Raw genomic sequence first — 20,956 nt, 5'->3', positions numbered from 1 at the left:
GATTAAAATTTGTTATTTATTACTTTTACGTTATCTTTGTTTGATCGACATCTGTAAATACCTGTTTGATATTTGGCTGCACCATTAGGAAAATCAAAGCCCATACACTCACCAAACTAAGCAATGCTAGTGCAATGATCGTCACGCGAAGGGACATGAGATCCGCGACCAAACCCATTCCTAGGACAAATAAAATTTGAAAAAGGCTTAAGACGACACCATATAAACTTGTCACACGGCCCATATATTTAATTGGAATCTGGTATTGGTACCAAGTCGTATAGCCAGTGTTGGCGAATGCATTGAAAAATCCAAGGAGAATAAATCCAGTAGCAATCATTAGAAAAGATTGGCTGAAAGCATACAGCAAATACCCGATTGACACCATGAACAAACCACCGCCGAACAGGATGCGTATCGATAATTTATTGGCAAACAAAGCAACCGCTCCTGCACCTCCCAAGGCACCAATGCCTGTAATACTAATAAGTAAGCTGTAGTCAATTTCACTTAATCCAACAACTTGCTGTGTAAAAACAACCTCTTGTGCATCCATCGCAAACGTCATGAGCGTGAAAACGAGGTACACACCGAGAACAACCATTACCAACAGTTTCGACTTGCCCAAAACAACAACCGCTTTCAAGTCTTGCACAATCGCTTGAATGGATAACGGATTCAGCCCAGCTGTCTGTTTTGCATCCACGTTCGGTAACCATAATAAAATAAGAGCTGAAATGAAGAAGGACGCCGCATTCATCCAAATCGCAAAATGCACAGAGCCGATGAGGAATAAAACGCCTGCGATCGCGGGACCAATAATGAATGCACCAGATGTCGTCAACGAATAAAATGCATTAAACCGCTTGCGCTTTTCCTCGGGAACGAGTGTCGTTGTATACGTGAGCGAAGCAGGAGCAAAAAAGGATTTCGCCATGCTAATAAACCAAAGTAATACATAAACGCCCCACACAGAGCTCATGAACGGAACAAGTGCTACCAAAATTCCTCGAATAATATCTGTCCATATCATCAGTCTTCGTTTGTTCGACCGATCAATGACACTGCCCGCCCAAAATCGTGTAAAAATAGCCGCTGCTGGACCGACAATCCACAACCCAGCAACCGCCGTTGCAGAATTCGTCATTTGAAAAACAAGCAAGTTAATCGCCACTAAATATATAAAATCCCCCACCGTCGACAAACCCATTGCGCTAAGCAACAGCACAGGAAACCGCCAACCCGTCCAATTCTTAGTAGAGCGCTCCATAACCATCTCCCCCAAACTACCACTATTATACTATTTTGTTAAATCAATAAGAGAGGGTAAAAACGAAAAAGTATGAACATTTCGTGAGGGGTGCAAGTTATTTTCCGTGAGTAAATGTAGCACCGTAACTTGTAGAGTTGTCTGCCGATTTGGGACATAATCCGCAGATTGCCTACAATTTGAGTGATTTTAATGACGTGTCCCCAGACTCTGCCCCTATTTAACTGGCGGAAAAGTTTATCACCGATTCTAGCTGCGTTATCACCGATTCACGAGGAGTTATCACCGATTCTCCCGAGTTTATCACCGATACTCGATGAGTTATCACCGATTCCCATGAATTTATCACCGTTTGCCTACAATTCAAGGGGGGTTCATGGGTTGTTTCCAGGAAAAAGCCTTACTTTAAAGAAGCAAAAAGTTTACCACCGTTTTACAGCAGCTTACCACCGATTTTAACAGGCTTAGCACCGTTTCTAGACTCGTTACCACCGATACTCGGCCGTTTACCACCGATTCTGAACAATTTACCACCGTTTCCCTACAATTTGAGTGTTTCTAATCCGTTATTTCACTCTTGTATCTTCATGAAATAGTTTATCACCGCTTGTAGTGACTTTATCACCGCTCGTAGCAAGTTTATCACCGCTCATCAGCAATTTATCACCACTCACCCATATATTAGGAGATAAACAGACGAACATTTCGACAAAGCTCACGCCTCCACTACATCACCACTCATCTTAAGAATTTCTTCATAATTCCCCTTGAGGAATGTTAAGATTTAACTAATACAATGGGTAGCATAGAGTGAAGTGAGGTGCGGATGATGGCGAAATTCAATGTGCTTGTGGCGGATGATGATAAAGAGATCCGCGATGGGATTGAAATTTATTTGAAAAATGAAGGGTATGCTGTGCTGAAGGCAGCGGATGGGAGAGAGGCACTTGATTTGCTTCATACGAATGACGTTCATCTACTTATCCTCGACATCATGATGCCGAATATGGATGGAATTACGGCGACGTTCAAAATCAGGGAAGCGCAAAATATCCCGATTATCATGCTGAGTGCAAAGGCGGAGGACTCCGATAAAATCCATGGTTTGTCCGTCGGGGCGGATGATTATGTGACAAAACCTTTTCATCCACTTGAACTAATGGCGCGCGTTAAATCACAGCTCCGTCGGTATGTCCAATTAGGTACGTATGATGGCCAGAAAAAGATTGAGATTGATGGGCTTGTCCTCGACGAAGATGCGAAGGAGTTAACGGTCGATGGAAACCCAGTAAAACTGACGCCGATTGAATACAAAATTACAGAATTACTTATGAAAAATGCGGGGCGTGTGTTTTCGATTAATGAAATATACGAACGCGTGTGGAATGAAGAAGCGTACAACGCCGAGAATATTGTCGCTGTTCATATACGGAAGATACGCGAGAAAATCGAAGCAGATCCGAAAAATCCGAGGTATGTAAAGGTGGTGTGGGGCATTGGGTACAAAATCGAGAAGTAGCCGTTTGCCACTCGTCATGTCCATCTTTGCAATCGGTATCGCTACAATAAGTATCGGTTATTGTTTTCCTCATCTATTAACCATAGCAGCAGACGGATGGGAACGATCCACAGAAATCGTATCGTATTTTGCACGCATCATTAAAGGGGGCACTGCCTGATGAAAAATAGATTGCCACTTGTTGTATGGGCAGCACTCGTCGTCCTCGTATTCCTTGCAGCATTTTCATTGAATCGTGAAGGTCACAACATTATAGGTAGGGATTTTTCAGAATCAAATGATTTAGCATGGCAGTTAGAAGAGTTTTATTCCACCATCGGGCCGGCTGTTCTAAATCCGATTGACCGAGAAGAAGCAAAAGAGCAACTGACGGTATCTAAGCAGGAAATCGAGGAGTACCGCTACTGGTACGGTTCGTTACCAGCACAAATTTCAAATATTCATGACCAATATGATCAAAGGATTGAGGAAGCAAGAGCTGCGAAAAACGAGACGTTACAAGAAGCACTCAAGAAAGAAAGAGATGTAAAATTAGCAGACATTAATAAGAACTTCGAAGACGATGCCCACGTGGAAGCGAAGATTCGAAAAGAGAAAGAAAAGGCGTTACAACAGTATTTAAATGAATACAACAATCGCTCATATTCATTGCCAATTGCTTATGAATTCACAAACGTGGAAACGGGTGAGACATTTTCTGCAGGTGATGTATCCGTACCGTCAATTTACAAAAAACAATTCAATTCAGCTAAAGGGTACTTTAAAGCTCATTCTCTCCCGGATCAAGGCGATTCTCGTAATGAATGGACTAGTTCCGCTCCTCACGGGGATAGTGTGACGATTAGCAATGAAGACATTCGTGCAATGGCAAATACGGTACAATCCTTTGAAGGTGTCGTCAGTATTCCTAAGGCAGAAATCCAAAAGGGGAGCAGCCTCTATTCGCAATACAAAACTTTCAATAGATGGAAATATGGTTCCTATGCATTTTGGTTTCTTGGACTTGTCTCACTAATCACATTGCTCACCGTTATGAAGTTTCAAAAGGCTTGGGTGATCGGAACACCGTTTGATGAAAAGTATGCCAACTTGAAAATTGACCTTAAATTGATTGCACTCATCTTAACGGGTCTTGTTTTATTCGTCTACATAGACAGTAATTCTTACTTTATGGACCTTTTCAAGTATCCTAGGTTAGGCAGATTCGGCAGCTGGACCGTAACCTTCCTTGTATTCGGCGTCCTTCCAACGATCTTACTTGCATTCCAACTGGTTCATGGTGTGGAGCGTTGGAAACAAAAAGGGGCTGTAGAAGCCGACTTAAAGGATACGTATTTTATCCGCTTCTTACAAGCTTTGCAAACGATGTTCTTGAAGAAATCGATTGGCGTTCAAACATTCATCTTGCTCATCGGCTTTTTCCTTGCAGGCGTCGGCTTCTTGACCATTTTCTTTGATCCAGTATTTTTTGTCCTTTATAGTTTCTGCGTCCTCTTCCTTGGTCTGCCTGTAAGTTTCATTTTCGTTAGAAGAGTTGCGTACTTGAACAAAATTTTAGTCGCAACCGAAGCGATGGCGGCAGGTCGGTTGAATGAAGAAATTAAAATCGAAGGGAAATCTCCGCTCGCAGAACACGCGAAGAATTTGAATAATCTTCGTGAAGGGGTAAGGAGCTCGATGACTGAACAGGCGAAAAGCGAGCGGCTGAAAACGGAATTAATTACAAACGTCAGCCATGATTTACGAACGCCGCTCACATCAATTATTACGTATACCGATCTGTTAAAAGATGAATCGATTACACCAGAAGAGCGTGCAAACTATGTCGATATTTTGGATAAAAAGTCACAACGGTTAAAAACGCTCATTGAAGATTTATTTGAAGTATCCAAAATGGCGAGTGGGAATTTGGAGTTGCATAAACAACGTGTCGATTTGACGCAACTATTGCAACAAGCACTCGCAGAACATGCCGACGATATCGCGCAATCTGGACTCGACTTTAGGACAGATATTCCGGATGACATGCTTATGGCAAATGTAGATGGGCAAAGATGGTGGCGTGTACTCGATAATCTCATCGTGAACGCTATTAAATACTCATTGCCGGGAACTCGTGTGTATGTCACGCTTCGAAAAAGAGTGGACGTTGCTGAATTTGTCGTGAAAAACATTACGAAATATGAATTAGGTGAAAACGTCGATGAGCTATTTGAACGCTTTAAACGGGCCGACACATCACGTCATACTGATGGCTCTGGCCTCGGCCTCGCCATCGCGCAATCGATAGTCGATATGCACGGTGGAAACATGAAAATTGAACTGGACGGCGATCTGTTCAAAGTGACCGTAACTGTACCTATGAAATAAAAAATCCGCATGCATTGCCTAAAGATCTGGCATGCGTGCGGATTTTTTCTTAATAGCGCACACCTATTTTTTAAACCCTTCCCCATACAAATAATGGTCCATCACTTTCACATGACTTGGATAGGATCCATCTTGGTCAACCTTGAATGACAATAACAAATAACCCCCAGTTATCCCGTCACCAAACGGCATAAACGCCCATTCGTGTGTAAGGATTTGTGCCTCTTCTGGAATAAAAGCCATCGCCCCCTCCAATGATTCATAAGGTATTAGATGTGCATACCCCATGCCGTTAGGACCTCTTGTTGCGTTCCTTGAAAGCCGGTTAATGCAAGTTCATCACTTGAATAGAGAGGGAAATCATTGCCGCTACTTGCTTGGGAATTGTCGCTTTCCAAACTTGCTTTTGCCTCTACCTCCTCCATCTCTTTAAACATTCGCTCGATTGTACTAGAACTTTTTTGGAGCTTCTTTTGATAATCAAAATGATAATACGTGAGCACACAAACAGAAAGCACGAGTAAAGAAATTAACGCGATTTTGATGAAACGCAAAGACATTCCTCCCTTAATTTATACCGAATTACACCCCTGATTCCGCCCAATCACCTCCACCTTAGATGCAAGTTCATAGAATGATATTGATACAAGTATACCATCTGATGGAAAATTTTGTTTGTGAGTAGTGTAACATTTGGGAATGGAAAAACTTAATTTATTTCCACATTAAAAACCTCGCGCCACCCGTAACAATATTAGGTGGTTTATGCCCACCCGACAGAAGGAATACAGGAAAGAAGAGTATGCTCGTATGGAGTTGATGGGTTTGTATAAACGTTGGTTACGAATTGATATTCGATATAGAAGGTTGATGATTTTACTATTTACGACAATAGTATTGCTTGCGACAGCAACAATCGGCTTTATGTTTTATGAAGAATTATCGTTTTTCAATGCACTTTGGATGACGGTCATATCCATTATGACAATTGGATATGGTGACATGTACCCGACTACGTACGAAGGGCGTTGGTTTGCACTATTGCTCGTACCCGCAGGAGCTGGGATTGTTACATATGGATTAGGGATGGGTGCGTCCTATTTTGTCGAAAAACAGTTAACGGAGAAAGTGTGGTTGAGGAAAATGAAAAAACAAATTGCGAATTTAAATGACCACATTATTATTTGTGGGTTTGGACGAGTTGCCCAACAAGTATATAAACAGCTGAAAGAAGATGATGAGGACATTCAAATCGTCATTATTCACGATAATGATGCAGAGTTGCAAGAAACGCTTGAACCGGAAACATTGCGCTTGGTTGGCGATCCAACGGACAAGCATACGTTGCTTAAAGCGAGAGTGGAACACGCCCGAGCGCTTATTACAGCCTTATCTAGTGACGCAGATAACGTTTTTATCACCTTGACGTCCAAAGGATTGAATGAAGAACTGACGATTGCTGCAAGGGCAGAGCGGGCTGACTCGGAAGAAATCCTTAAAAAGGCAGGCGCGACAAGTGTCATTAATCCATCCATCATTGGAGGGCGCGAACTTGCCATGTCCGTCACAAAACCGACAGGAGCGGACTACATTAAAGACTTAATCAAATCCGAAGAAAAGGATTTCATGGTGGGTGAAATCGACTTAGAAGGGAAATCACCAATTGTCGGCTCCACAATCGAGGATGCGGGACTGCGTAAGCATTATGGCATCACCCTCGTCGCGATTTTACGAAAAAAAGAACTGATCAGCAATCCCGATTTGGATGAGAAACTGCAAGCAGGCGATACCCTTATTGTCATCGGTAACCAAGAGCAGATCGAACGCTTTTCAGTTAATAAAAATAAAGAGCGTACACACCAATCAGCAAAATCCCAAAGTCCGCAAACAGATGAATGATCCATGACGGAAGAATCGTCCCGCTTCGCTCATTAACAAGTTGAAAAATGACACCACCAACCCACAGTCCGCCAACTGCTAATAGTAAAATCGGTAAACTGAACCAAGGCAAAAAGATCGCTATGTGATAAATCGCGAAAAAGAGCGGAGGAAGTATGAAACGCAGCCGCGAACGGCCGAAAAGATCGGGCAAGATGCCACGAAAGAAAAACTCTTCCATTATGGAATTGCCAAAGAGAATATAGACCGCGATGAATGGGAACACTGTAACTGTAATCCCTGATAACGTGAGATCTGCAATAAGTGCATCCAAGTCGATAAATGTCTGCAAAACGAGAAACGTACCAATAATTGCGGACATGACAACGACACCTAAACCGACAGCGATGCTGATGCTCCTTCTGTCCGTATTCCGAAAGCGTAAAAAAGGAAAGCGAGTCGCCCGGAATAGTATGAGTGGGATTATGAGGAACAAGAGTGCTTTTGCAGCTGTTTTCCAGACATATGATACTTCAAGCCCTTGTTCGATCCATAACAAGACGACGATGCTAACGATTGGGAAAAGGGAACCGAATGTTTTCCTCATTTCACCACCTCCTTATAAAGAGGACGAAAATACTGATAAATGTGTTCCAGTAAAAAAATAGGTTTAGATGCGGTGAAAGAGGGAAAAGACAATTACTTAGGGTAAGGTAGAAAGGGTGGATTCCAATATGACAATAAAAGATGGAAAATATCCAAATAAGAAAGATCTCGAACCAAAAGTGTTGCAACCCGGAAAAGGAATGGTGCCGACGCATGAGCTACCTTTAGCGGACCCGTCCGATTCCAACTGGACACGTGACTTTCGCAAAAACGCTCAAGACGAAACCGGCAAACATGAACCGTCAGCCTACAGCGAAAACAAACCACCAGCCAGTGAAACTGTAAAGCCTAAAGCACGTCCACAAATGAGCGATTCTAATGAAATGAGTCATTCATTCAACGAAAAAACACATGAACAATGGAATGAACATAAAAAAGAAAAGTAGGATACTTGTAAACAGCCCATCGATGAGGCTGTTTTTTTGTGGAGACAATCGATGCGAAAAATGATTGTTTTAACGATTGAAACAATCTGTACATAGCATTAAAGTTAAATGAAAGGGGGAGTTGGGGATGAGTTTATTAAAACAAATGAAATTCGCAAGGGTTTATACGCTTGGATGGTTGCAACAGGCGCAAGAGGAAGCTTGGGATGTCCAACCTGAAGGATTCAACAATACGATTCGTTGGCATGTCGGGCATATTTTCATGACGATGGAAACATTGGTGAAGAAAGCAGTGCCAACCTACGAAATTGAACATGAAGAATGGATTCCTTTGTTTGCTCCGGGGTCATGCCCGGCAAAATGGGAAGGCGATGTACCAGGAACGGAAGTACTCATTGCCGCGCTTTCTGAACAAACGGAGCGGTTGGCGCATAAACTCGACGAAAAACTAGAAGATGTGCTCGAATCGCCAATGAAAATTGGCGAGTTACTAGAAATGAACACTGTAGAAGGCGTTGTGGAATTTGTCGTATGGCACGAAGGCGTCCATACAGGTATCATTCATGCACTTATTAAACTAACTGAAAAATAATTCGAACAGCCATCTGATTTGGAAATGAATTGGGTGGTTGTTCGACTTTTTCCATACTTACTAAATGAATAGGTTTAGACTTCCACGATTTTAGGAATAGTCCTAAGTAGACTACTAAAACGAATGGAGGACATGGAATGTTCAGAGACTTGTATTTTGCCAATATGGTAAGTTGGCTTCCGGAACTAATTATTGGATTAATTGTGCTACTCATCGGCTTTTTTATTGCAAAAGCAGTGGAAAATGCGGTGTATAAGCGGTTGAAGAAGTCGAGGGTGAATGAAAGACTCGATGTGAAAGACGATAAATGGAATGTTGAAAAGATCATTAGTAAGGTGTTTTTCTTCGGAATTTTACTATTGGCATTCCTATTATTCTTTAACATCATGAATGCATCCATGATTGCTGAGCCGTTCATGACGATGTACTCAGGCATTGGTGGTGCGGTTCTTAGCATCTTGAAAGCTGCTTTGATTCTCTTGTTAGCTTGGGTGCTTGCACTTGTTGTGAAAAAAGTGATTTTGGCTGTCGGGCACAAGATGAAATTGAACAAGTATGTTGCAAAGGTTGGTGCTTCACCCGATGAAATCGATAAGTCGAAATGGGTGGAAACCGCAGCAAATATAGCGTTTTATGTCATATTGCTGCTTTTCGTTCCAGCTGTCTTACATGCACTTGGCTTAAGCGGAATTAGCGGCCCGTTTGAAGGAATGCTAGAAAGCTTCATGCACTTCATTCCAAAACTAGTAGGTGCAGCACTAATTTTCGCAATCGGTTGGGTCGTCGCGAAAATCATTCGTACCATCGTTACAAAATTACTTGAAACGGTTGGCATTGACCGATTTGCACATAAGTTCAAGCTGACGTCTACGGGGACGACAACAAGTATTTCGGGCGTAATCGGAACGATTGTTTTTGTACTGATTATGTTGCCTGTGACAATTTCAGCACTTGAAGTGTTGGACCTTGAGGGAATTTCCGGTCCTGCAATTGCCATGTTAAACGACATTATGACGATGTTGCCGAAAATTGCGGTAGCGGTAGTCCTTGTCCTCGTCGGTATTTATTTGGCGAAGTGGGTAAAAGGTATGGTCATTTCACTATTGAACAATTTAGGCATCAACTCGATTTTTGGAAAGATGGGTGTCCGTTCTAGCGTCTCCGCTTCAATGCCATCTTTCTCGCAAATTATCGGAACGATTGTCCAAATCGTTGTTATTTTGTTGTTTGTCGTCGAAGCGCTTCAAATTCTTGACTTGGACTTCATGGTAACGTTGGCGACAGGAATTTTTGCTTACTTGCCAATGGTCGTTGCAGCAATCGTCATTTTGGGAGTCGGCTTCTGGCTCGCAAATCTTGCAGAAAAATTTGTCGGCAGTATTATGACGACGCAATCCGGCCAACCACACGTGTTGCGCTATGTAGCAAAATACGCAATCTTGGCGTTTGCGTTTTTCATGGCACTTAGCCAATTAGGCATTGCACCCGCAATTATCAATGCGGCATTTATCCTCATCTTAGGGGGAGTGGCGCTCGCTTTCGGTCTCGCATTTGGCTTAGGTGGACGTGATCATGCATCACGTTACTTGTCGAAAATGGAAAGCAGTCTTCAAAATGCAGATGTTTCCAAGGAGAAGTGGGAGCAAGAAAAACAAGATATGAAGCGTGAAGCAAAGCAATCTGCAAGTCAAGCGGAGCAAGCGATGCGTCGAACAACGCGTACAAACAATATGCCACCGACTGACTATCCAACAGGAAAGGATTATGAACCACGTACGGGACATCTCCCTTCCGATGAATTGCCATTATCGGATCCGGCTGATTCTGATATGACAAACACCCTAAAAAATCCTGATCCGACAAAGTTCAACCAAACGAACGAAGAAGGATACAACGCGCCGAACGCTGGCGAAGAATATCCATATGATCCGAACCGTGGAGAGGATCCAAACGGTCCATTTAGACAATAATTAATATGAAGTAAAGAACCAATGAAAACCGCCTAGCTATCGAGAATGGAGATAGCTAGGCGGTTTTATTAATTGGTCAAAACCCATTAGGCGCGATTCAGTCAGGTTAGTGACAAAGCAAACCCCGCGTTCACTAATTGAACAACTTATTTCTTGTAGAACGCGGCATACTTCGCTTAAACGCCGCATATTTTGTCGGAACGGCTCATACTTCGCCCGAACGCGGCAAAATTGCCGAATACAGCTCATATTTCCCTCAAACACCGCATAAACGCCGAAAACGCCGCATTTTTTTCGAAAACGCGGCTAGAGGTCAGTGGAGCGGAAGCCATCATAGAAAAGAGAATTAGCAAAACTTTGTTGGTTTCTAACTTTACAAAGGACTCGTGCTAAACAGAAGCTCACCGTTGTCTTTAGCAACAATGTAATACACGCGCTCCTTTACCCATCCGTCATCTCCCATAACCCCACTGCCTGCCAGGATGAAATTTTCCGGATTGGAAGGTTTCATAGAATAAGTGAGAATGTATACTTTATCTAAGTCTTGATTCTCATGACTATATTCAATACGATCAATTGTAAAAGTTGAAATCTCTTTGTCCTCTTTCAAGAAATCATTTGCTTGGGCTTCAATTCCATCCATATCTGTTTCGCTCGATAAATCGATTTCACTTGTCTCTTGTTCAGGATCACTGCAACCTATCAATAACAAAGTGGGTGTTACAAAGATACAAAGGGATAAAACCCAGCTTCTCGCGATAACCTAAGCCTCCTGTTTTATGATTTTTATTGTTCTAATTAAATTTTAACATTTTTCAGAAATAATAATCGAGGCGAATAGACTATTTTTGAGCATCTCTTCGTTTAGTCATTTATAGCCTATGATGAATCAATGATTACAACTTAGAACAAGTGCTTAATTGGTCAAAACCCATTAGGCGCGATTCAGTCAGTTTTGTGACAAAGCAAGCCCCGCGTTCACTAATTGAACAACTTATTTCTTATAGAACGCGGCATACTTCGCTCAAACGGCGCATATTTTGTCGGAACGGCTCATACTCAAATTGAACAAAACAAACCTTCGTCCAAATATAAAAAACCACCTTTTCAAGAGTGGTTAATATGTCGCTCCAATCTTTTCGAAAAATATCGTAGGATGAGCAATTCGGAATTTCATTTTGTTATCTATTGGTGTGAAAGAAATCGTACTATTAGAAGGGGCATTTCTGTGACCTAATATTACTTTTTAACGCAATGGTCAAACAGACTATGTCAGTGTAAAAGTATGTTAAAAATGGAGGTTAGATATGAAAAGGTTATATAAGGGAGTATTAATAATAGTTTTGCTTTTAATTAGTGTTTCTTGGGGCATTAGTAAAAAAATGTATGTTCAATCTAATGTCTTAACGCCAGAAATAATTGAGTATAAAACAGCTCCATATGTGGTGGAAAATGGTTGGCTATGTATTCCGAGTGGCGACAATGAAATTAATGTCGAAGTGCATGCTAAAAATACTCTAGAAATTTATTTTTATCTTGTTCCTACAGGAACGGAGACAACTACTCAGAAAGTTTTAATTGGAAGAAGTAAGGGCAAGGATGACATATTTACACTTAAACATAAATTTAAAAACGATGAGAGTATTCTTTATCATTTTTTGATTGATGCAGTAGGTCAAAAAGGACAAAGGGCTACAGATATTTTATTTAATATAATTAGATGTGAATAAAAAGGTAATGAAATAATAATAAAACGGGCCATCGACAAAGTCGATAGCCCAGTAGAAGAATCTTCCTTTACTTTTTAATAAGTGAAGTATTCAAATGTTTTTCCTGATCCTCCAACTTTGCTGGAACCGTTATAATAGTATCCTAATATCCAATATGGTAATTCGCCTTTATCAGCCCAATATTTAGATCCCCATTGAGAAATCTTTCCTGATGATTGTGTGCCTGGTGAATTTTCAATGCCAGCAGCAAATTCGGTTAAGAAAAGAGCTTTATTGTCTTTTCTATGCATTCCTACACCGCTTACATCTTCTACAGCTTTAGTTGTTTTTGCAGTGGCAGATCCACTTTTATATACTTGACTATTTATATTATCATATACATGAGCACCTACTGCTGATGCCAAAGGATAATATACTCCATACCATCCGTACATTTTCACTGCCATTGCACCTGTCTTTAGTGAATTTTCATGCCAATTTATTCCCCATTCATTTGGAAGTACATTATTTATATAGGTAGTTTTAAAGTATACAGCTCTAACACAGTCACTACTGCAACCGTGTGCAGTTTTGTTGATAGGTGATGTCATGTATACTGAGATGTTTTGTGGTATATCATGATCACTCGCAGCAGTTATTGAAGCGTATGAATCAGAAGAGGATTTTGTGCTATTCAATCCAATTTTTTCAGCTACTTCTTCTTCCGTTAAAGGTTTTTCACCTCGTAACTTCATTAATTCAGCTTCTGATAATCTATTAACTTCAAGAAGCTTATTGCTTCTATTTAAATAATCTCCTTTATGGCGTTTTGAGATTATCTCTATCATCTTATCCTCATCAGTTGTATTAAATCCTAGGTTATAACTTTTCAATATATCAACGGGTGCATTTTGGAGTTGTTTAATTTTCCAATCGTTACCTTCCTTAACTAATTCCACCAAAAAGTAATTAATCCCATTCATATGGAAAACATCTTCTTTATAAACTTCGTAATCTATGGCGATATAATATAAAAGGGAAGATTCACTCATATCCGGAAATAACTCTTTATATTCTTCGGGTATCTGTTTTTGCGTTACTAAAGATGCTTTCTGAATATTGAATAAACCTTTGTGCTGCTTCATATTTTCGCCATTACTTAAAAATCCCTCCATAATATCTTTCATTTCATTTGACCATAATTCGGAGATGCTCTCCCATTTTTGGTCGTTTTCCAATTCCACAAGCCTTTTGATTGTATCAGAAGGTTGTGATGTTTGTTCATATTGAGCATAACCTGTTCCGTTTAATCCAGAAAATAAAATAAATACAAAACTGAAAAAAGCGATAAAAGTTTTTTTCATTTTTTTCCCTCCATTAAAATTATTTGATAAGTATATAGTTAGACATTTGTCCCGATAAACCTTCTCGAATATTTAGAAAAAATTAATTTTAAGTTTCCTCCTCAGACCTCCACTATAGGAACTATATACTTCATTCAGTGTAGCTGGTTCACTAAGGTTATACCCAAAAACAACAAAAAAAAAGAAGGGGGGTTCCCCTCGCTGTCACTTAAAATAGTTACCAATGGGAAATTTATTGAGATATATGGTTCATTCCAGTAGATAATAATGCTTTTTCAGAAAGTACTATATTGAATGTGAAAAATATTTCAGGATTCTTGTAACGAATTCGGTTTTAAAGCTATATATAAGTATATGGAAAAAGAGGGGAGGGAGAATGTGGAGGATTTAAGTGAGATGTACAAGTGTTATGCAAACGAAGTTAAGGCTTACCTGATTCTTTTAACATCGAATGTAGATTTAGCTGAAGAACTAACTCAAGAGACCTTTTACCAAGCAGTAAAGTCTATTCATCGATATAACGGTGAATGTAAGTTGTCTGTTTGGTTATGTCAGATTGCTAAACATACATATTACAACCATTTAAAAAAGGAGAAAAAAAACAGACATTTGAGCGTTGAAAATATAATGCAAATGGGATTGGATATCCCCTCAAATGTTGATGATCCAGAGGTCGAAGTTATTAACCGACATACACTTATTTCAATCCACAAAAAAATACATCTTTTAAAAGAGCCATATCGTGATATTTTTTTACTAAGAACATCAATTAACCTTAGCTTTAGAGAGATAGGAAAGATATTTAATAAAAGTGAAAACTGGGCCAGGGTTACTTATTACCGTGCCAAAACTAGTTTAGCAGAAATGATACGGAGGGATCATTATGAAATGTAATGTTGTTAAAGATTTATTACCATCATACGTTGATGGTATTTGTAGTGATGATACTGTTGAAATTGTTGAAGAACATTTACACAATTGTGATGAATGTAAGACCCAATTAACTATGATGCAAACTGATTATGTCGAACCAATACCAGAGCAAGTTAAAAATGCAATTAAACCCTTTAAAAAAGTAAATAAAAAGCGCCGTATTCAAGTCATAACAACCACCGTATTGACCTTTATATTAACTGTTATCGGTGCACTCTTAATTCAGGATGTAGGAGTAGTGAATCAAATTTTTTTTCCTATGGAAAGTGCAAATGTAGTTGTAGATTCTGAGGATAACAAGGAAGAATGGGAAAGCTTACATTTTAAAGGTCAAAAATCTTTGAAGTACGATAGTTTTTTTTGGAGAAAGGAAATTACTAATCACGCAAATAGTAAAAATGAAATATTACTACGAGTAAAGGATAAAAACGGCAATATTGTAATAGAAGAGTTGAAAATATTACCTGGTTCGAGTGTAAAACTGAAAAAATTAAAAAACAATGTGGATTATTTTTTTGAATTTAAACCTAAAAGTGATGGGATATACTTAATAAATGCAACATAACTAAAAAGGACAAAAATTAATGTTGACAATTTTTAGAAAGATTAGTAATGTTAAATTTGGAATTGTTTTTATTAAACTAAAATATTGATTGGAGTGCTTTTTACGAAAATTAGTAAGATTATACTCTCTTCTACAACTGCCCTTGCACTAGCATTAGCAGTTGGCAACACACCTCAAGCAAATGCAGCTAAGACTGATCACATTAATGTAAATGAAAGCGATCTAACTGAAAATGACGAGATTTCAGCAATGATTGATTGGTCAGGTAATGTTTACTTAACAAGGAACGTATATTCGAACGTTATCGGATCTAATAATATTTTCACTGACTCACCTACTATAACTAATAGGGCTGGTAATCCTGGTACGGTTGTGTTTAGAATCGTGGATGGTAAAGGAAACATAATTGCTAAGAGTGGCTATGTTGATCCAGGAACTTCTGTCAAATTAGGTCCAATACCAGCATTCTCTGGAACCTACACTATACAGGCCAGTGCCGAAGTAACTGGAACTTACAATATTGCTGTTGATTAATGTTTAACTACAAAGTTATAGTAATAAAATCCACGCATTGCGTGGTTTTTTTCTATTTATATACTTAAGCTTTTATTCAAACTTTATCTGTTAACGTGTTGCCCTGTCACTCTCGTTTTATACTTTGACACCCACAATAGGTAAGTTAGGGTATACTTCGCCCGAACGCGGCAAAATTGCCGAATACAGCTCATATTTGCCTCAAACGCGGCATAAGCGCCTCAAACGCCGCATACCCATCGAAAACGCCGCATACTGTATCGAAACTCCTCCTCAGCAATCCATCATTCCACCAAATCATTCTTAAACGCATAAATGACTGCCTGCGTGCGATCCTGCACCTCGAGCTTCGCCAACAAATTACTCACATGCGTTTTCACTGTCTTCAGCGCAATGAACAGCTCATCGGCAATTTCCTGATTCGTTTTCCCTTTAGCCAACAACAGAAGGATTTCGAGTTCGCGTTCGGTCAATTCATCATGTAGTTTGTGAGCTGTGCCCGTTCGCATTTTTTGCATCATTTTTGTCGTCACTTCTGGTTCTAGAACCGTTTGCCCTTTCAGTGTATCGCGGATGGCATTTGCAATTCTTTTTGCATTGGATGTCTTAAGAATGTAGCTGATTGCACCCGCTTCGAGGGCAGGGTATACTTTATCGTCATCCAAAAAGCTCGTGACAATAACGATTTTCGCTTCTGGCCATTGTTTAATAATGGCAGCTGTTGCCTCCGCTCCATTCATTTCAGGCATGACCATATCCATTAAAATGATGTCCGGTCGTAATGCGAGCGCTTTTTCCACAGCTTCTTTGCCGTTGACAGCCTCCCCGACGACTTCCATATCGGGTTGCGTCTGTAAATAGGCGGACACCCCGATCCGTACCATTTCATGATCATCCACTAAAAGAACTCGAATCATCCAACTCATCCCCTTTTTTTGTCGGCAACTTCACTTCAACAATCGTGCCTTGAGAAGGGACGGACACGATTTTACATGTGCCGCCAATCTCGATTGCACGCTCCTTCACGTTTTGCAGCCCATAAGATCCGCCTTTACCGTCTGTATCTTTAAAGCCGACACCATTATCTTGAACGCGAAAAATACATAGATCATCTCTTTCGACAAAGAGAATGTCTACTTCGGTTGCTTGTGCGTGCCGTAAAGTATTTGACAACGTTTCCTGTGCGATGCGGAATAAATGATCTTCTGCTCCTTTAGATAGTGACACCTCTTCCAAACGGAAACGAATATCGAACATTACTTTCTCTTTTAATTCCACTAACAATTCTTCGAGACCTTGAGCCAATGATTTATCGTTCAACGCGGCTGGCCGTAAATGTAGCAACAACGCGCGCATTTCCAATTGAGCTTGTTGCACCATTCGTTCCACTTGCAATAACGGTTTTTGCAATGCAGCATCTTCCTCGTTGCTTTCCGTTATTGCAGACAGCAACATTGAAGCTGCAAACAGTTGTTGGGAAACGGAGTCATGCAATTCACGTGCCAATCTTTGCCGTTCTTGAACGATGCGCTCCTGAATCATTTTGTCTTGTGCTTCTGCGCGTTCATCCGTAATGCGCTGCAAACTTTTCCGCTGCGTCGCCAAAATATTCGAGACATCCACAAGTCGTCGCTCAATCTTCGGTGAAAATCGCTTCGTTTTTACAAGCTCTTCATTTTGAATTAACCCTGTCAGTTTCTGCACAAATACTTTATCTTTGGAACGGCTAATGCCGCCCATCCAAAAGGCAATCCCAGTCCCTAATGAAATGCACGTAATGAGGATCCAAGCACCTAAAGGGACATTGGCATACTGGATGTCATAAAAGAGCACCCAGCTTTCCTCGATTGGCACATCGATGAGTGCATAAAAATAAATCGCGGTAATTGCCAAAAACAACAATGATAAAGAGAAACTACGGCCAACGAGATTTTTCATTTGCGCGTCACCTCAATATCACCCATCCATGTCGCCAACGAAATGATGAGTTCTGCACGCTCGCCAGTGACACCTTCATAACCATCTTTAGTATAAAGCGTTTCATTAATCATTCGTTTCGGGCTAATATCAAGAATTCTCGCCTCACCAAACAACGTCGTGTAATGAATACGGACTGGAATTTCATAAGGTACATCAATCTTTATTCGACCAAATCCTTGTCGAACAGAAATGAAAGACGTCCCTTTAGGCAAAACAGTGTCTGTCACATCGACATGGATATCTCCAAAGAAGCCTTGGATTTGGATATCTTCCCATTCATATGATGAAAACGGGGAAGATTGAACAGAAAACCACTTGTTTTTCCAAATGCCGTTTGGAGTTGCTTGAGGGACGGATTTCACTGGTCGCATAATTTCCTCAGCCGGTACACCTTTCCACAGGTGATATAAAATATACACAAATAATGCCAGCAACAGCATGCGCAAGCTCCATAAAGTGAGCAATGCCATGACGATGAAAAAGAACCCTACAAACGTCATCCACTTCGTCCGTTTTTTAAAACCAAAATACGTAAATCCGGCACCAAGAAGGAGGAAGATGATATTGCCGTTAGATAAAAATGCAGACTCCACAAATATCAACAGAAGAAAGGCGATTATCCAAAACGTCATCTTACTCGTGTCTAATTTTCTCATGCTGAATGCCTCCTTCTTCCTGTCAGATTCCACGTCTCATCCTATTCTTTGCGTGGACCATAAAGCGCAACGTTTTAACAAAATGGAAAGGAAGGCATCTAAAGTAACGCCTTCAGTCCAACTGAAATTGAAGAGGGAAGGCAAGCACCTTCCCGTTTATTTCGTCTTGGCATGTGAACATTCTCTCAAAAGCAGATTTCACATCAACTACTACTATCTTACACAATTTCCGCAGTTTTTGCGGAATTTTTCTCCAATGATTCCAGTCGGCGCTCCATGGAAGATGTTTCGTAGTCGCGTGAAATGTTGCGATCAAGGTTTTCAATGTATTGTTTCATCTCTTCCACGTTAGAAACATGCGCATCTGCTTGTTCGGGCGAGATGAATCGATCCATGCGGCGATGTGCACGTGTCACATTTTCTTTGCCCATCAATTGCAGTTGTCGCACTTTCATATCTTTCACTTTATGTTTCATTTCCTCAAATTTTCTTTCCAGTGCCATCAATTCGTTTGCAGACTCAGTCACGCTCTTCGCCAAATCTACAGCACGTGTTTCGTAAGCGTGAATTTCACCTTGTGCGAATGCGATTAAATCTTCCTCGCCAGTCGTCTCTGCCAGTTGTAACTGAGTGCGACGTTTATCGACCATTGCTGTTGCTTCTGCGTACTCCTTTTCAAGCGCAAGCTTTAATTTCCCTTGCCGCTCCAACAATTTGCCGACGGATTGTGTTTGTTTTTCGGCTTCCACGATATATTGATTCAACATGGCAATTGGATTTTTCTTTTCCTTTTTATCTAGCATCGTGTGCAAATCGGCTTGCACAGTGTATTTGAATCTGTTCCACAATGAATTCATCGTCGTTTCCTCCTTATTTTGTCAGTTCATCCCATTGACGTTCGAAATTGACGAACGGGTCATTGGAATGTGTTGGGATTACATCTTCGTTTTTCACGTCGTTCCATTTGCGCCACACGTAATACACACCAAGAATCGCGATGATGCCGATGAACGCAGGAATGTTGGAAATAGCCGTCAACAAACCGATCAGCAATACGATCGCCCAAAACAACTTGAGCAATGTCGAATCACTCTTCCGGTAATAATGGAATCCCGCAAAAGCGACGATAGCGGAAATGGCTAATGCAACAATCGATCCTAAATTCGCAAGAACAACGATAGCTGCCACAATGCCAAGTATCGCAAGACCAAATTTTTTCATTTGTTGTTCCTCCTTTCGTTGTACACCTATCATATAACGGATTTCATCTCGTCCAAACAGGCGGAAAGCGGATATTGCACTAAGACTTGAGACTGAATTCGAGTAAATACATCTAGAATTTGGTAGCGCTTTCATGTAAGCTGGTACTATATGAACTATCAATTAATTCAGAGAATGGGGTGCGGACATGAAGGAAGTTGTCATTGTCGAAGGTGTCAGAACGGCAGTCGGTCGACGCAAGGGGGCATTTTCAGACTATCGGCCGGACGAGCTAGCAGCAATCGTCCTCGAAGAGCTTATCAATCGAGCGGGCATCGACAAAGCAGACGTAGAAGATGTCATTGTAGGTTGCGTCACACAAGCAGGTGAACAAGGCGGCAATATTGCACGGACAGCGGCATTGATTGCAGGCTTCCCAATCCACGTACCCGGTGTCACAATCGACCGTCAATGTGGCTCGAGCCAACAAGCGGTCCACTTTGCTGCCCAAGCAATCGCGGCAGGCGACATGGACATCGTCATTGCAGGTGGCGTCGAAAGCATGACGAGAGTGCCGATGTTTTCCAACATGGGTGACGCAAAACCGAGCTCTCAACTGACCGCCAAATATGAAATCATTAACCAAGGCCTATCTGCTGAGCGAATTGCCGAAAAATGGGGACTGACAAGGGAAGCGCTCGATCGGTTTGCCTATGAAAGCCATCAAAAAGCGATACGTGCGATTGAACAAGGCAAGTTCCAAGACGAAATCGTGCCAGTTGTTGTGAATCGCGGCGATGGTATCGTCGAAACAATTACAACGGACGAAGGCCCGCGTCCGGATTCCACACTCGACGTGCTTGCTGGACTCAAAACGGTGTTCGATGAAAAAGGCGTCATTACAGCGGGGAATGCCAGTCAAATGAGTGATGGCGCTTCTGCCGTGTTGCTCATGTCAAAAGAGCGTGCAGATGAATTGGGGATACGTCCGCTCGCTCGCATCGTCTCACGTTCAGTTGTCGGTTCAGATCCGACCCTTATGCTCACCGGTCCGATTGAAGCGACACGAAAAGTTTTACTGAAAGCGGGTTTGACAATCGACGACATGGATGTGTACGAAGTGAACGAAGCCTTTGCTCCTGTTCCACTTGCCTGGTTGAAGGAAGTTGGGGCAGATCCCGACAAGTTGAATCCAAACGGTGGCGCCATCGCATTAGGTCATCCACTTGGTGCGACTGGAACGAAATTGCTCGTATCGTTAGTGAATGAACTGAGACGGACAGGCGGCCGATACGGCTTGTTAGCGATTTGTGAAGGAATGGGCATGGCGAACGCTACGATTATTGAGCGGTTATAAGGTTTGA

General features: G+C 41.1%; 23 protein-coding genes. 12 read left to right on the top strand and 11 right to left on the bottom strand.

Annotated features, from left to right (window positions below; all coding sequences use genetic code 11):
- Positions 1-25: 25 nt before the first annotated feature.
- Positions 26-1,270, bottom strand: a complete 1,245-nt coding sequence (locus tag ACVHUV_RS02095) for an MFS transporter (RefSeq protein WP_462085971.1) — start codon at positions 1,268-1,270, stop codon at positions 26-28.
- Positions 1,271-2,099: 829 nt separating this feature from the next.
- Between ACVHUV_RS02095 and ACVHUV_RS02090 the strand changes: the two genes are divergently transcribed.
- Genes ACVHUV_RS02090 through ACVHUV_RS02080 form a run of 3 tightly spaced genes read left to right on the top strand, consistent with a single transcriptional unit; the run spans position 2,100 to position 5,159 of the window.
- Positions 2,100-2,789, top strand: coding sequence for a response regulator transcription factor (locus tag ACVHUV_RS02090; RefSeq protein ID WP_462085970.1), 690 nt, complete (start codon positions 2,100-2,102; stop codon positions 2,787-2,789).
- Entirely contained in the window at positions 2,767-2,949 is a 183-nt protein-coding gene (locus ACVHUV_RS02085) for a hypothetical protein (RefSeq protein WP_462085969.1), read from the top strand. Before ACVHUV_RS02090 ends, ACVHUV_RS02085 begins: the two co-directional genes overlap by 23 nt.
- Positions 2,949-5,159, top strand: a complete 2,211-nt coding sequence (locus tag ACVHUV_RS02080; protein WP_462085968.1) for a sensor histidine kinase — start codon at positions 2,949-2,951, stop codon at positions 5,157-5,159. Before ACVHUV_RS02085 ends, ACVHUV_RS02080 begins: the two co-directional genes overlap by 1 nt.
- Positions 5,160-5,222: 63 nt before the next feature.
- Here ACVHUV_RS02080 and ACVHUV_RS02075 read toward each other — a convergent pair whose 3' ends face one another.
- On the bottom strand, positions 5,223-5,447 hold the full coding sequence (locus ACVHUV_RS02075; protein WP_462085967.1) for a hypothetical protein: 225 nt from the start codon (positions 5,445-5,447) through the stop codon (positions 5,223-5,225).
- The gene (locus ACVHUV_RS02070) at positions 5,429-5,713 is read right to left on the bottom strand and encodes a hypothetical protein (protein WP_462085966.1); all 285 of its coding nucleotides are present in this window, start codon (positions 5,711-5,713) and stop codon (positions 5,429-5,431) included. Before ACVHUV_RS02070 ends, ACVHUV_RS02075 begins: the two co-directional genes overlap by 19 nt.
- A 256-nt stretch (positions 5,714-5,969) precedes the next feature.
- On the opposite strand from ACVHUV_RS02070, the gene ACVHUV_RS02065 reads away from it, so the two are divergent.
- Complete coding sequence (locus ACVHUV_RS02065; RefSeq protein ID WP_371390926.1) at positions 5,970-7,058, top strand: potassium channel family protein; 1,089 nt, start codon at positions 5,970-5,972, stop codon at positions 7,056-7,058.
- Here the strand turns inward: ACVHUV_RS02065 and ACVHUV_RS02060 are convergent.
- A complete protein-coding gene (locus ACVHUV_RS02060) occupies positions 6,994-7,644 on the bottom strand; it encodes a CPBP family intramembrane glutamic endopeptidase (protein WP_462085965.1) in 651 nt (216 codons plus the stop codon). The two genes, ACVHUV_RS02065 and ACVHUV_RS02060, sit on opposite strands and share 65 nt — an antisense overlap.
- Before the next feature lie 127 nt (positions 7,645-7,771).
- Between ACVHUV_RS02060 and ACVHUV_RS02055 the strand changes: the two genes are divergently transcribed.
- The 3 genes from ACVHUV_RS02055 (at position 7,772) to ACVHUV_RS02045 (ending at position 10,651) form a co-directional block, all read left to right on the top strand.
- Positions 7,772-8,089 (top strand): hypothetical protein, encoded by a 318-nt coding sequence (locus ACVHUV_RS02055; protein ID WP_371390929.1) that lies wholly within the window; start codon positions 7,772-7,774, stop codon positions 8,087-8,089.
- Between the two features lie 127 nt (positions 8,090-8,216).
- Positions 8,217-8,681: a DinB family protein gene (locus ACVHUV_RS02050; protein ID WP_462085964.1), complete on the top strand. Its 465-nt coding sequence runs from the start codon at positions 8,217-8,219 to the stop codon at positions 8,679-8,681.
- Positions 8,682-8,818: 137 nt separating this feature from the next.
- The gene (locus ACVHUV_RS02045) at positions 8,819-10,651 is read left to right on the top strand and encodes a mechanosensitive ion channel (RefSeq protein WP_462085963.1); all 1,833 of its coding nucleotides are present in this window, start codon (positions 8,819-8,821) and stop codon (positions 10,649-10,651) included.
- Between the two features lie 373 nt (positions 10,652-11,024).
- Here ACVHUV_RS02045 and ACVHUV_RS02040 read toward each other — a convergent pair whose 3' ends face one another.
- Positions 11,025-11,363 carry a hypothetical protein gene (locus ACVHUV_RS02040; protein WP_462085962.1) on the bottom strand — a complete coding sequence of 113 codons (339 nt, stop codon included), beginning with the start codon at positions 11,361-11,363 and terminating at the stop codon, positions 11,025-11,027.
- Positions 11,364-11,958: 595 nt separating this feature from the next.
- On the opposite strand from ACVHUV_RS02040, the gene ACVHUV_RS02035 reads away from it, so the two are divergent.
- The gene (locus ACVHUV_RS02035) at positions 11,959-12,381 is read left to right on the top strand and encodes a hypothetical protein (RefSeq protein ID WP_371390937.1); all 423 of its coding nucleotides are present in this window, start codon (positions 11,959-11,961) and stop codon (positions 12,379-12,381) included.
- Between the two features lie 74 nt (positions 12,382-12,455).
- Here ACVHUV_RS02035 and ACVHUV_RS02030 read toward each other — a convergent pair whose 3' ends face one another.
- The gene (locus ACVHUV_RS02030) at positions 12,456-13,724 is read right to left on the bottom strand and encodes a SpoIID/LytB domain-containing protein (protein ID WP_371390938.1); all 1,269 of its coding nucleotides are present in this window, start codon (positions 13,722-13,724) and stop codon (positions 12,456-12,458) included.
- 378 nt (positions 13,725-14,102) lie between these two features.
- Between ACVHUV_RS02030 and ACVHUV_RS02025 the strand changes: the two genes are divergently transcribed.
- From ACVHUV_RS02025 to ACVHUV_RS02015, 3 genes are all read left to right on the top strand, one after another.
- On the top strand, positions 14,103-14,618 hold the full coding sequence (locus ACVHUV_RS02025) for an RNA polymerase sigma factor (protein WP_371390939.1): 516 nt from the start codon (positions 14,103-14,105) through the stop codon (positions 14,616-14,618).
- Positions 14,608-15,222 carry a zf-HC2 domain-containing protein gene (locus tag ACVHUV_RS02020; RefSeq protein WP_371390940.1) on the top strand — a complete coding sequence of 205 codons (615 nt, stop codon included), beginning with the start codon at positions 14,608-14,610 and terminating at the stop codon, positions 15,220-15,222. The genes ACVHUV_RS02025 and ACVHUV_RS02020 overlap by 11 nt, the downstream gene beginning before the upstream one ends.
- Positions 15,223-15,306: 84 nt before the next feature.
- Positions 15,307-15,756 (top strand): hypothetical protein, encoded by a 450-nt coding sequence (locus ACVHUV_RS02015; RefSeq protein WP_462085961.1) that lies wholly within the window; start codon positions 15,307-15,309, stop codon positions 15,754-15,756.
- Positions 15,757-16,040: 284 nt separating this feature from the next.
- On the opposite strand, the gene ACVHUV_RS02010 is transcribed toward ACVHUV_RS02015, so the two are convergent.
- The 5 genes from ACVHUV_RS02010 to ACVHUV_RS01990 all read right to left on the bottom strand — a co-directional run bounded on the left by ACVHUV_RS02010 (position 16,041) and on the right by ACVHUV_RS01990 (position 19,613).
- Positions 16,041-16,673: a response regulator transcription factor gene (locus ACVHUV_RS02010; protein ID WP_317944983.1), complete on the bottom strand. Its 633-nt coding sequence runs from the start codon at positions 16,671-16,673 to the stop codon at positions 16,041-16,043.
- A complete protein-coding gene (locus tag ACVHUV_RS02005) occupies positions 16,648-17,694 on the bottom strand; it encodes a sensor histidine kinase (protein ID WP_462085960.1) in 1,047 nt (348 codons plus the stop codon). Before ACVHUV_RS02005 ends, ACVHUV_RS02010 begins: the two co-directional genes overlap by 26 nt.
- Entirely contained in the window at positions 17,691-18,392 is a 702-nt protein-coding gene (gene liaF, locus ACVHUV_RS02000) for a cell wall-active antibiotics response protein LiaF (protein ID WP_371390948.1), read from the bottom strand. Before liaF ends, ACVHUV_RS02005 begins: the two co-directional genes overlap by 4 nt.
- Before the next feature lie 218 nt (positions 18,393-18,610).
- Positions 18,611-19,249: a PspA/IM30 family protein gene (locus ACVHUV_RS01995; RefSeq protein ID WP_462085959.1), complete on the bottom strand. Its 639-nt coding sequence runs from the start codon at positions 19,247-19,249 to the stop codon at positions 18,611-18,613.
- Between the two features lie 13 nt (positions 19,250-19,262).
- Positions 19,263-19,613, bottom strand: coding sequence for a lmo0954 family membrane protein (locus ACVHUV_RS01990; RefSeq protein WP_317944989.1), 351 nt, complete (start codon positions 19,611-19,613; stop codon positions 19,263-19,265).
- Between the two features lie 187 nt (positions 19,614-19,800).
- Here ACVHUV_RS01990 and ACVHUV_RS01985 point away from each other — a divergent pair, with 187 nt between their 5' ends.
- Positions 19,801-20,949, top strand: coding sequence for a thiolase family protein (locus tag ACVHUV_RS01985; RefSeq protein ID WP_462085958.1), 1,149 nt, complete (start codon positions 19,801-19,803; stop codon positions 20,947-20,949).
- Positions 20,950-20,956 lie beyond the last annotated feature (7 nt).

Source organism: Sporosarcina saromensis, assembly GCF_054901285.1.
Note: the sequence above shows the minus strand (reverse complement) of the source record. Positions and strands in the feature narration are given on the sequence as shown.

What these genes read in the sequence shown, in the direction of transcription:
- ACVHUV_RS02095 (WP_462085971.1), bottom strand. Translation starts at nt 1,270, where the DNA reads ATGGAGCGCTCTACTAAGAATTGGACGGGTTGGCGGTTTCCTGTGCTG.
- ACVHUV_RS02090 (WP_462085970.1), top strand. Translation starts at nt 2,100, where the DNA reads ATGGCGAAATTCAATGTGCTTGTGGCGGATGATGATAAAGAGATCCGC.
- ACVHUV_RS02080 (WP_462085968.1), top strand. Translation starts at nt 2,949, where the DNA reads ATGAAAAATAGATTGCCACTTGTTGTATGGGCAGCACTCGTCGTCCTC.
- ACVHUV_RS02075 (WP_462085967.1), bottom strand. Translation starts at nt 5,447, where the DNA reads ATGGGGTATGCACATCTAATACCTTATGAATCATTGGAGGGGGCGATG.
- ACVHUV_RS02065 (WP_371390926.1), top strand. Translation starts at nt 5,970, where the DNA reads ATGGAGTTGATGGGTTTGTATAAACGTTGGTTACGAATTGATATTCGA.
- ACVHUV_RS02060 (WP_462085965.1), bottom strand. Translation starts at nt 7,644, where the DNA reads ATGAGGAAAACATTCGGTTCCCTTTTCCCAATCGTTAGCATCGTCGTC.
- ACVHUV_RS02055 (WP_371390929.1), top strand. Translation starts at nt 7,772, where the DNA reads ATGACAATAAAAGATGGAAAATATCCAAATAAGAAAGATCTCGAACCA.
- ACVHUV_RS02050 (WP_462085964.1), top strand. Translation starts at nt 8,217, where the DNA reads ATGAGTTTATTAAAACAAATGAAATTCGCAAGGGTTTATACGCTTGGA.
- ACVHUV_RS02045 (WP_462085963.1), top strand. Translation starts at nt 8,819, where the DNA reads ATGTTCAGAGACTTGTATTTTGCCAATATGGTAAGTTGGCTTCCGGAA.
- ACVHUV_RS02035 (WP_371390937.1), top strand. Translation starts at nt 11,959, where the DNA reads ATGAAAAGGTTATATAAGGGAGTATTAATAATAGTTTTGCTTTTAATT.
- ACVHUV_RS02030 (WP_371390938.1), bottom strand. Translation starts at nt 13,724, where the DNA reads ATGAAAAAAACTTTTATCGCTTTTTTCAGTTTTGTATTTATTTTATTT.
- ACVHUV_RS02020 (WP_371390940.1), top strand. Translation starts at nt 14,608, where the DNA reads ATGAAATGTAATGTTGTTAAAGATTTATTACCATCATACGTTGATGGT.
- ACVHUV_RS02010 (WP_317944983.1), bottom strand. Translation starts at nt 16,673, where the DNA reads ATGATTCGAGTTCTTTTAGTGGATGATCATGAAATGGTACGGATCGGG.
- ACVHUV_RS02005 (WP_462085960.1), bottom strand. Translation starts at nt 17,694, where the DNA reads ATGAAAAATCTCGTTGGCCGTAGTTTCTCTTTATCATTGTTGTTTTTG.
- liaF (WP_371390948.1), bottom strand. Translation starts at nt 18,392, where the DNA reads ATGAGAAAATTAGACACGAGTAAGATGACGTTTTGGATAATCGCCTTT.
- ACVHUV_RS01995 (WP_462085959.1), bottom strand. Translation starts at nt 19,249, where the DNA reads ATGAATTCATTGTGGAACAGATTCAAATACACTGTGCAAGCCGATTTG.
- ACVHUV_RS01990 (WP_317944989.1), bottom strand. Translation starts at nt 19,613, where the DNA reads ATGAAAAAATTTGGTCTTGCGATACTTGGCATTGTGGCAGCTATCGTT.
- ACVHUV_RS01985 (WP_462085958.1), top strand. Translation starts at nt 19,801, where the DNA reads ATGAAGGAAGTTGTCATTGTCGAAGGTGTCAGAACGGCAGTCGGTCGA.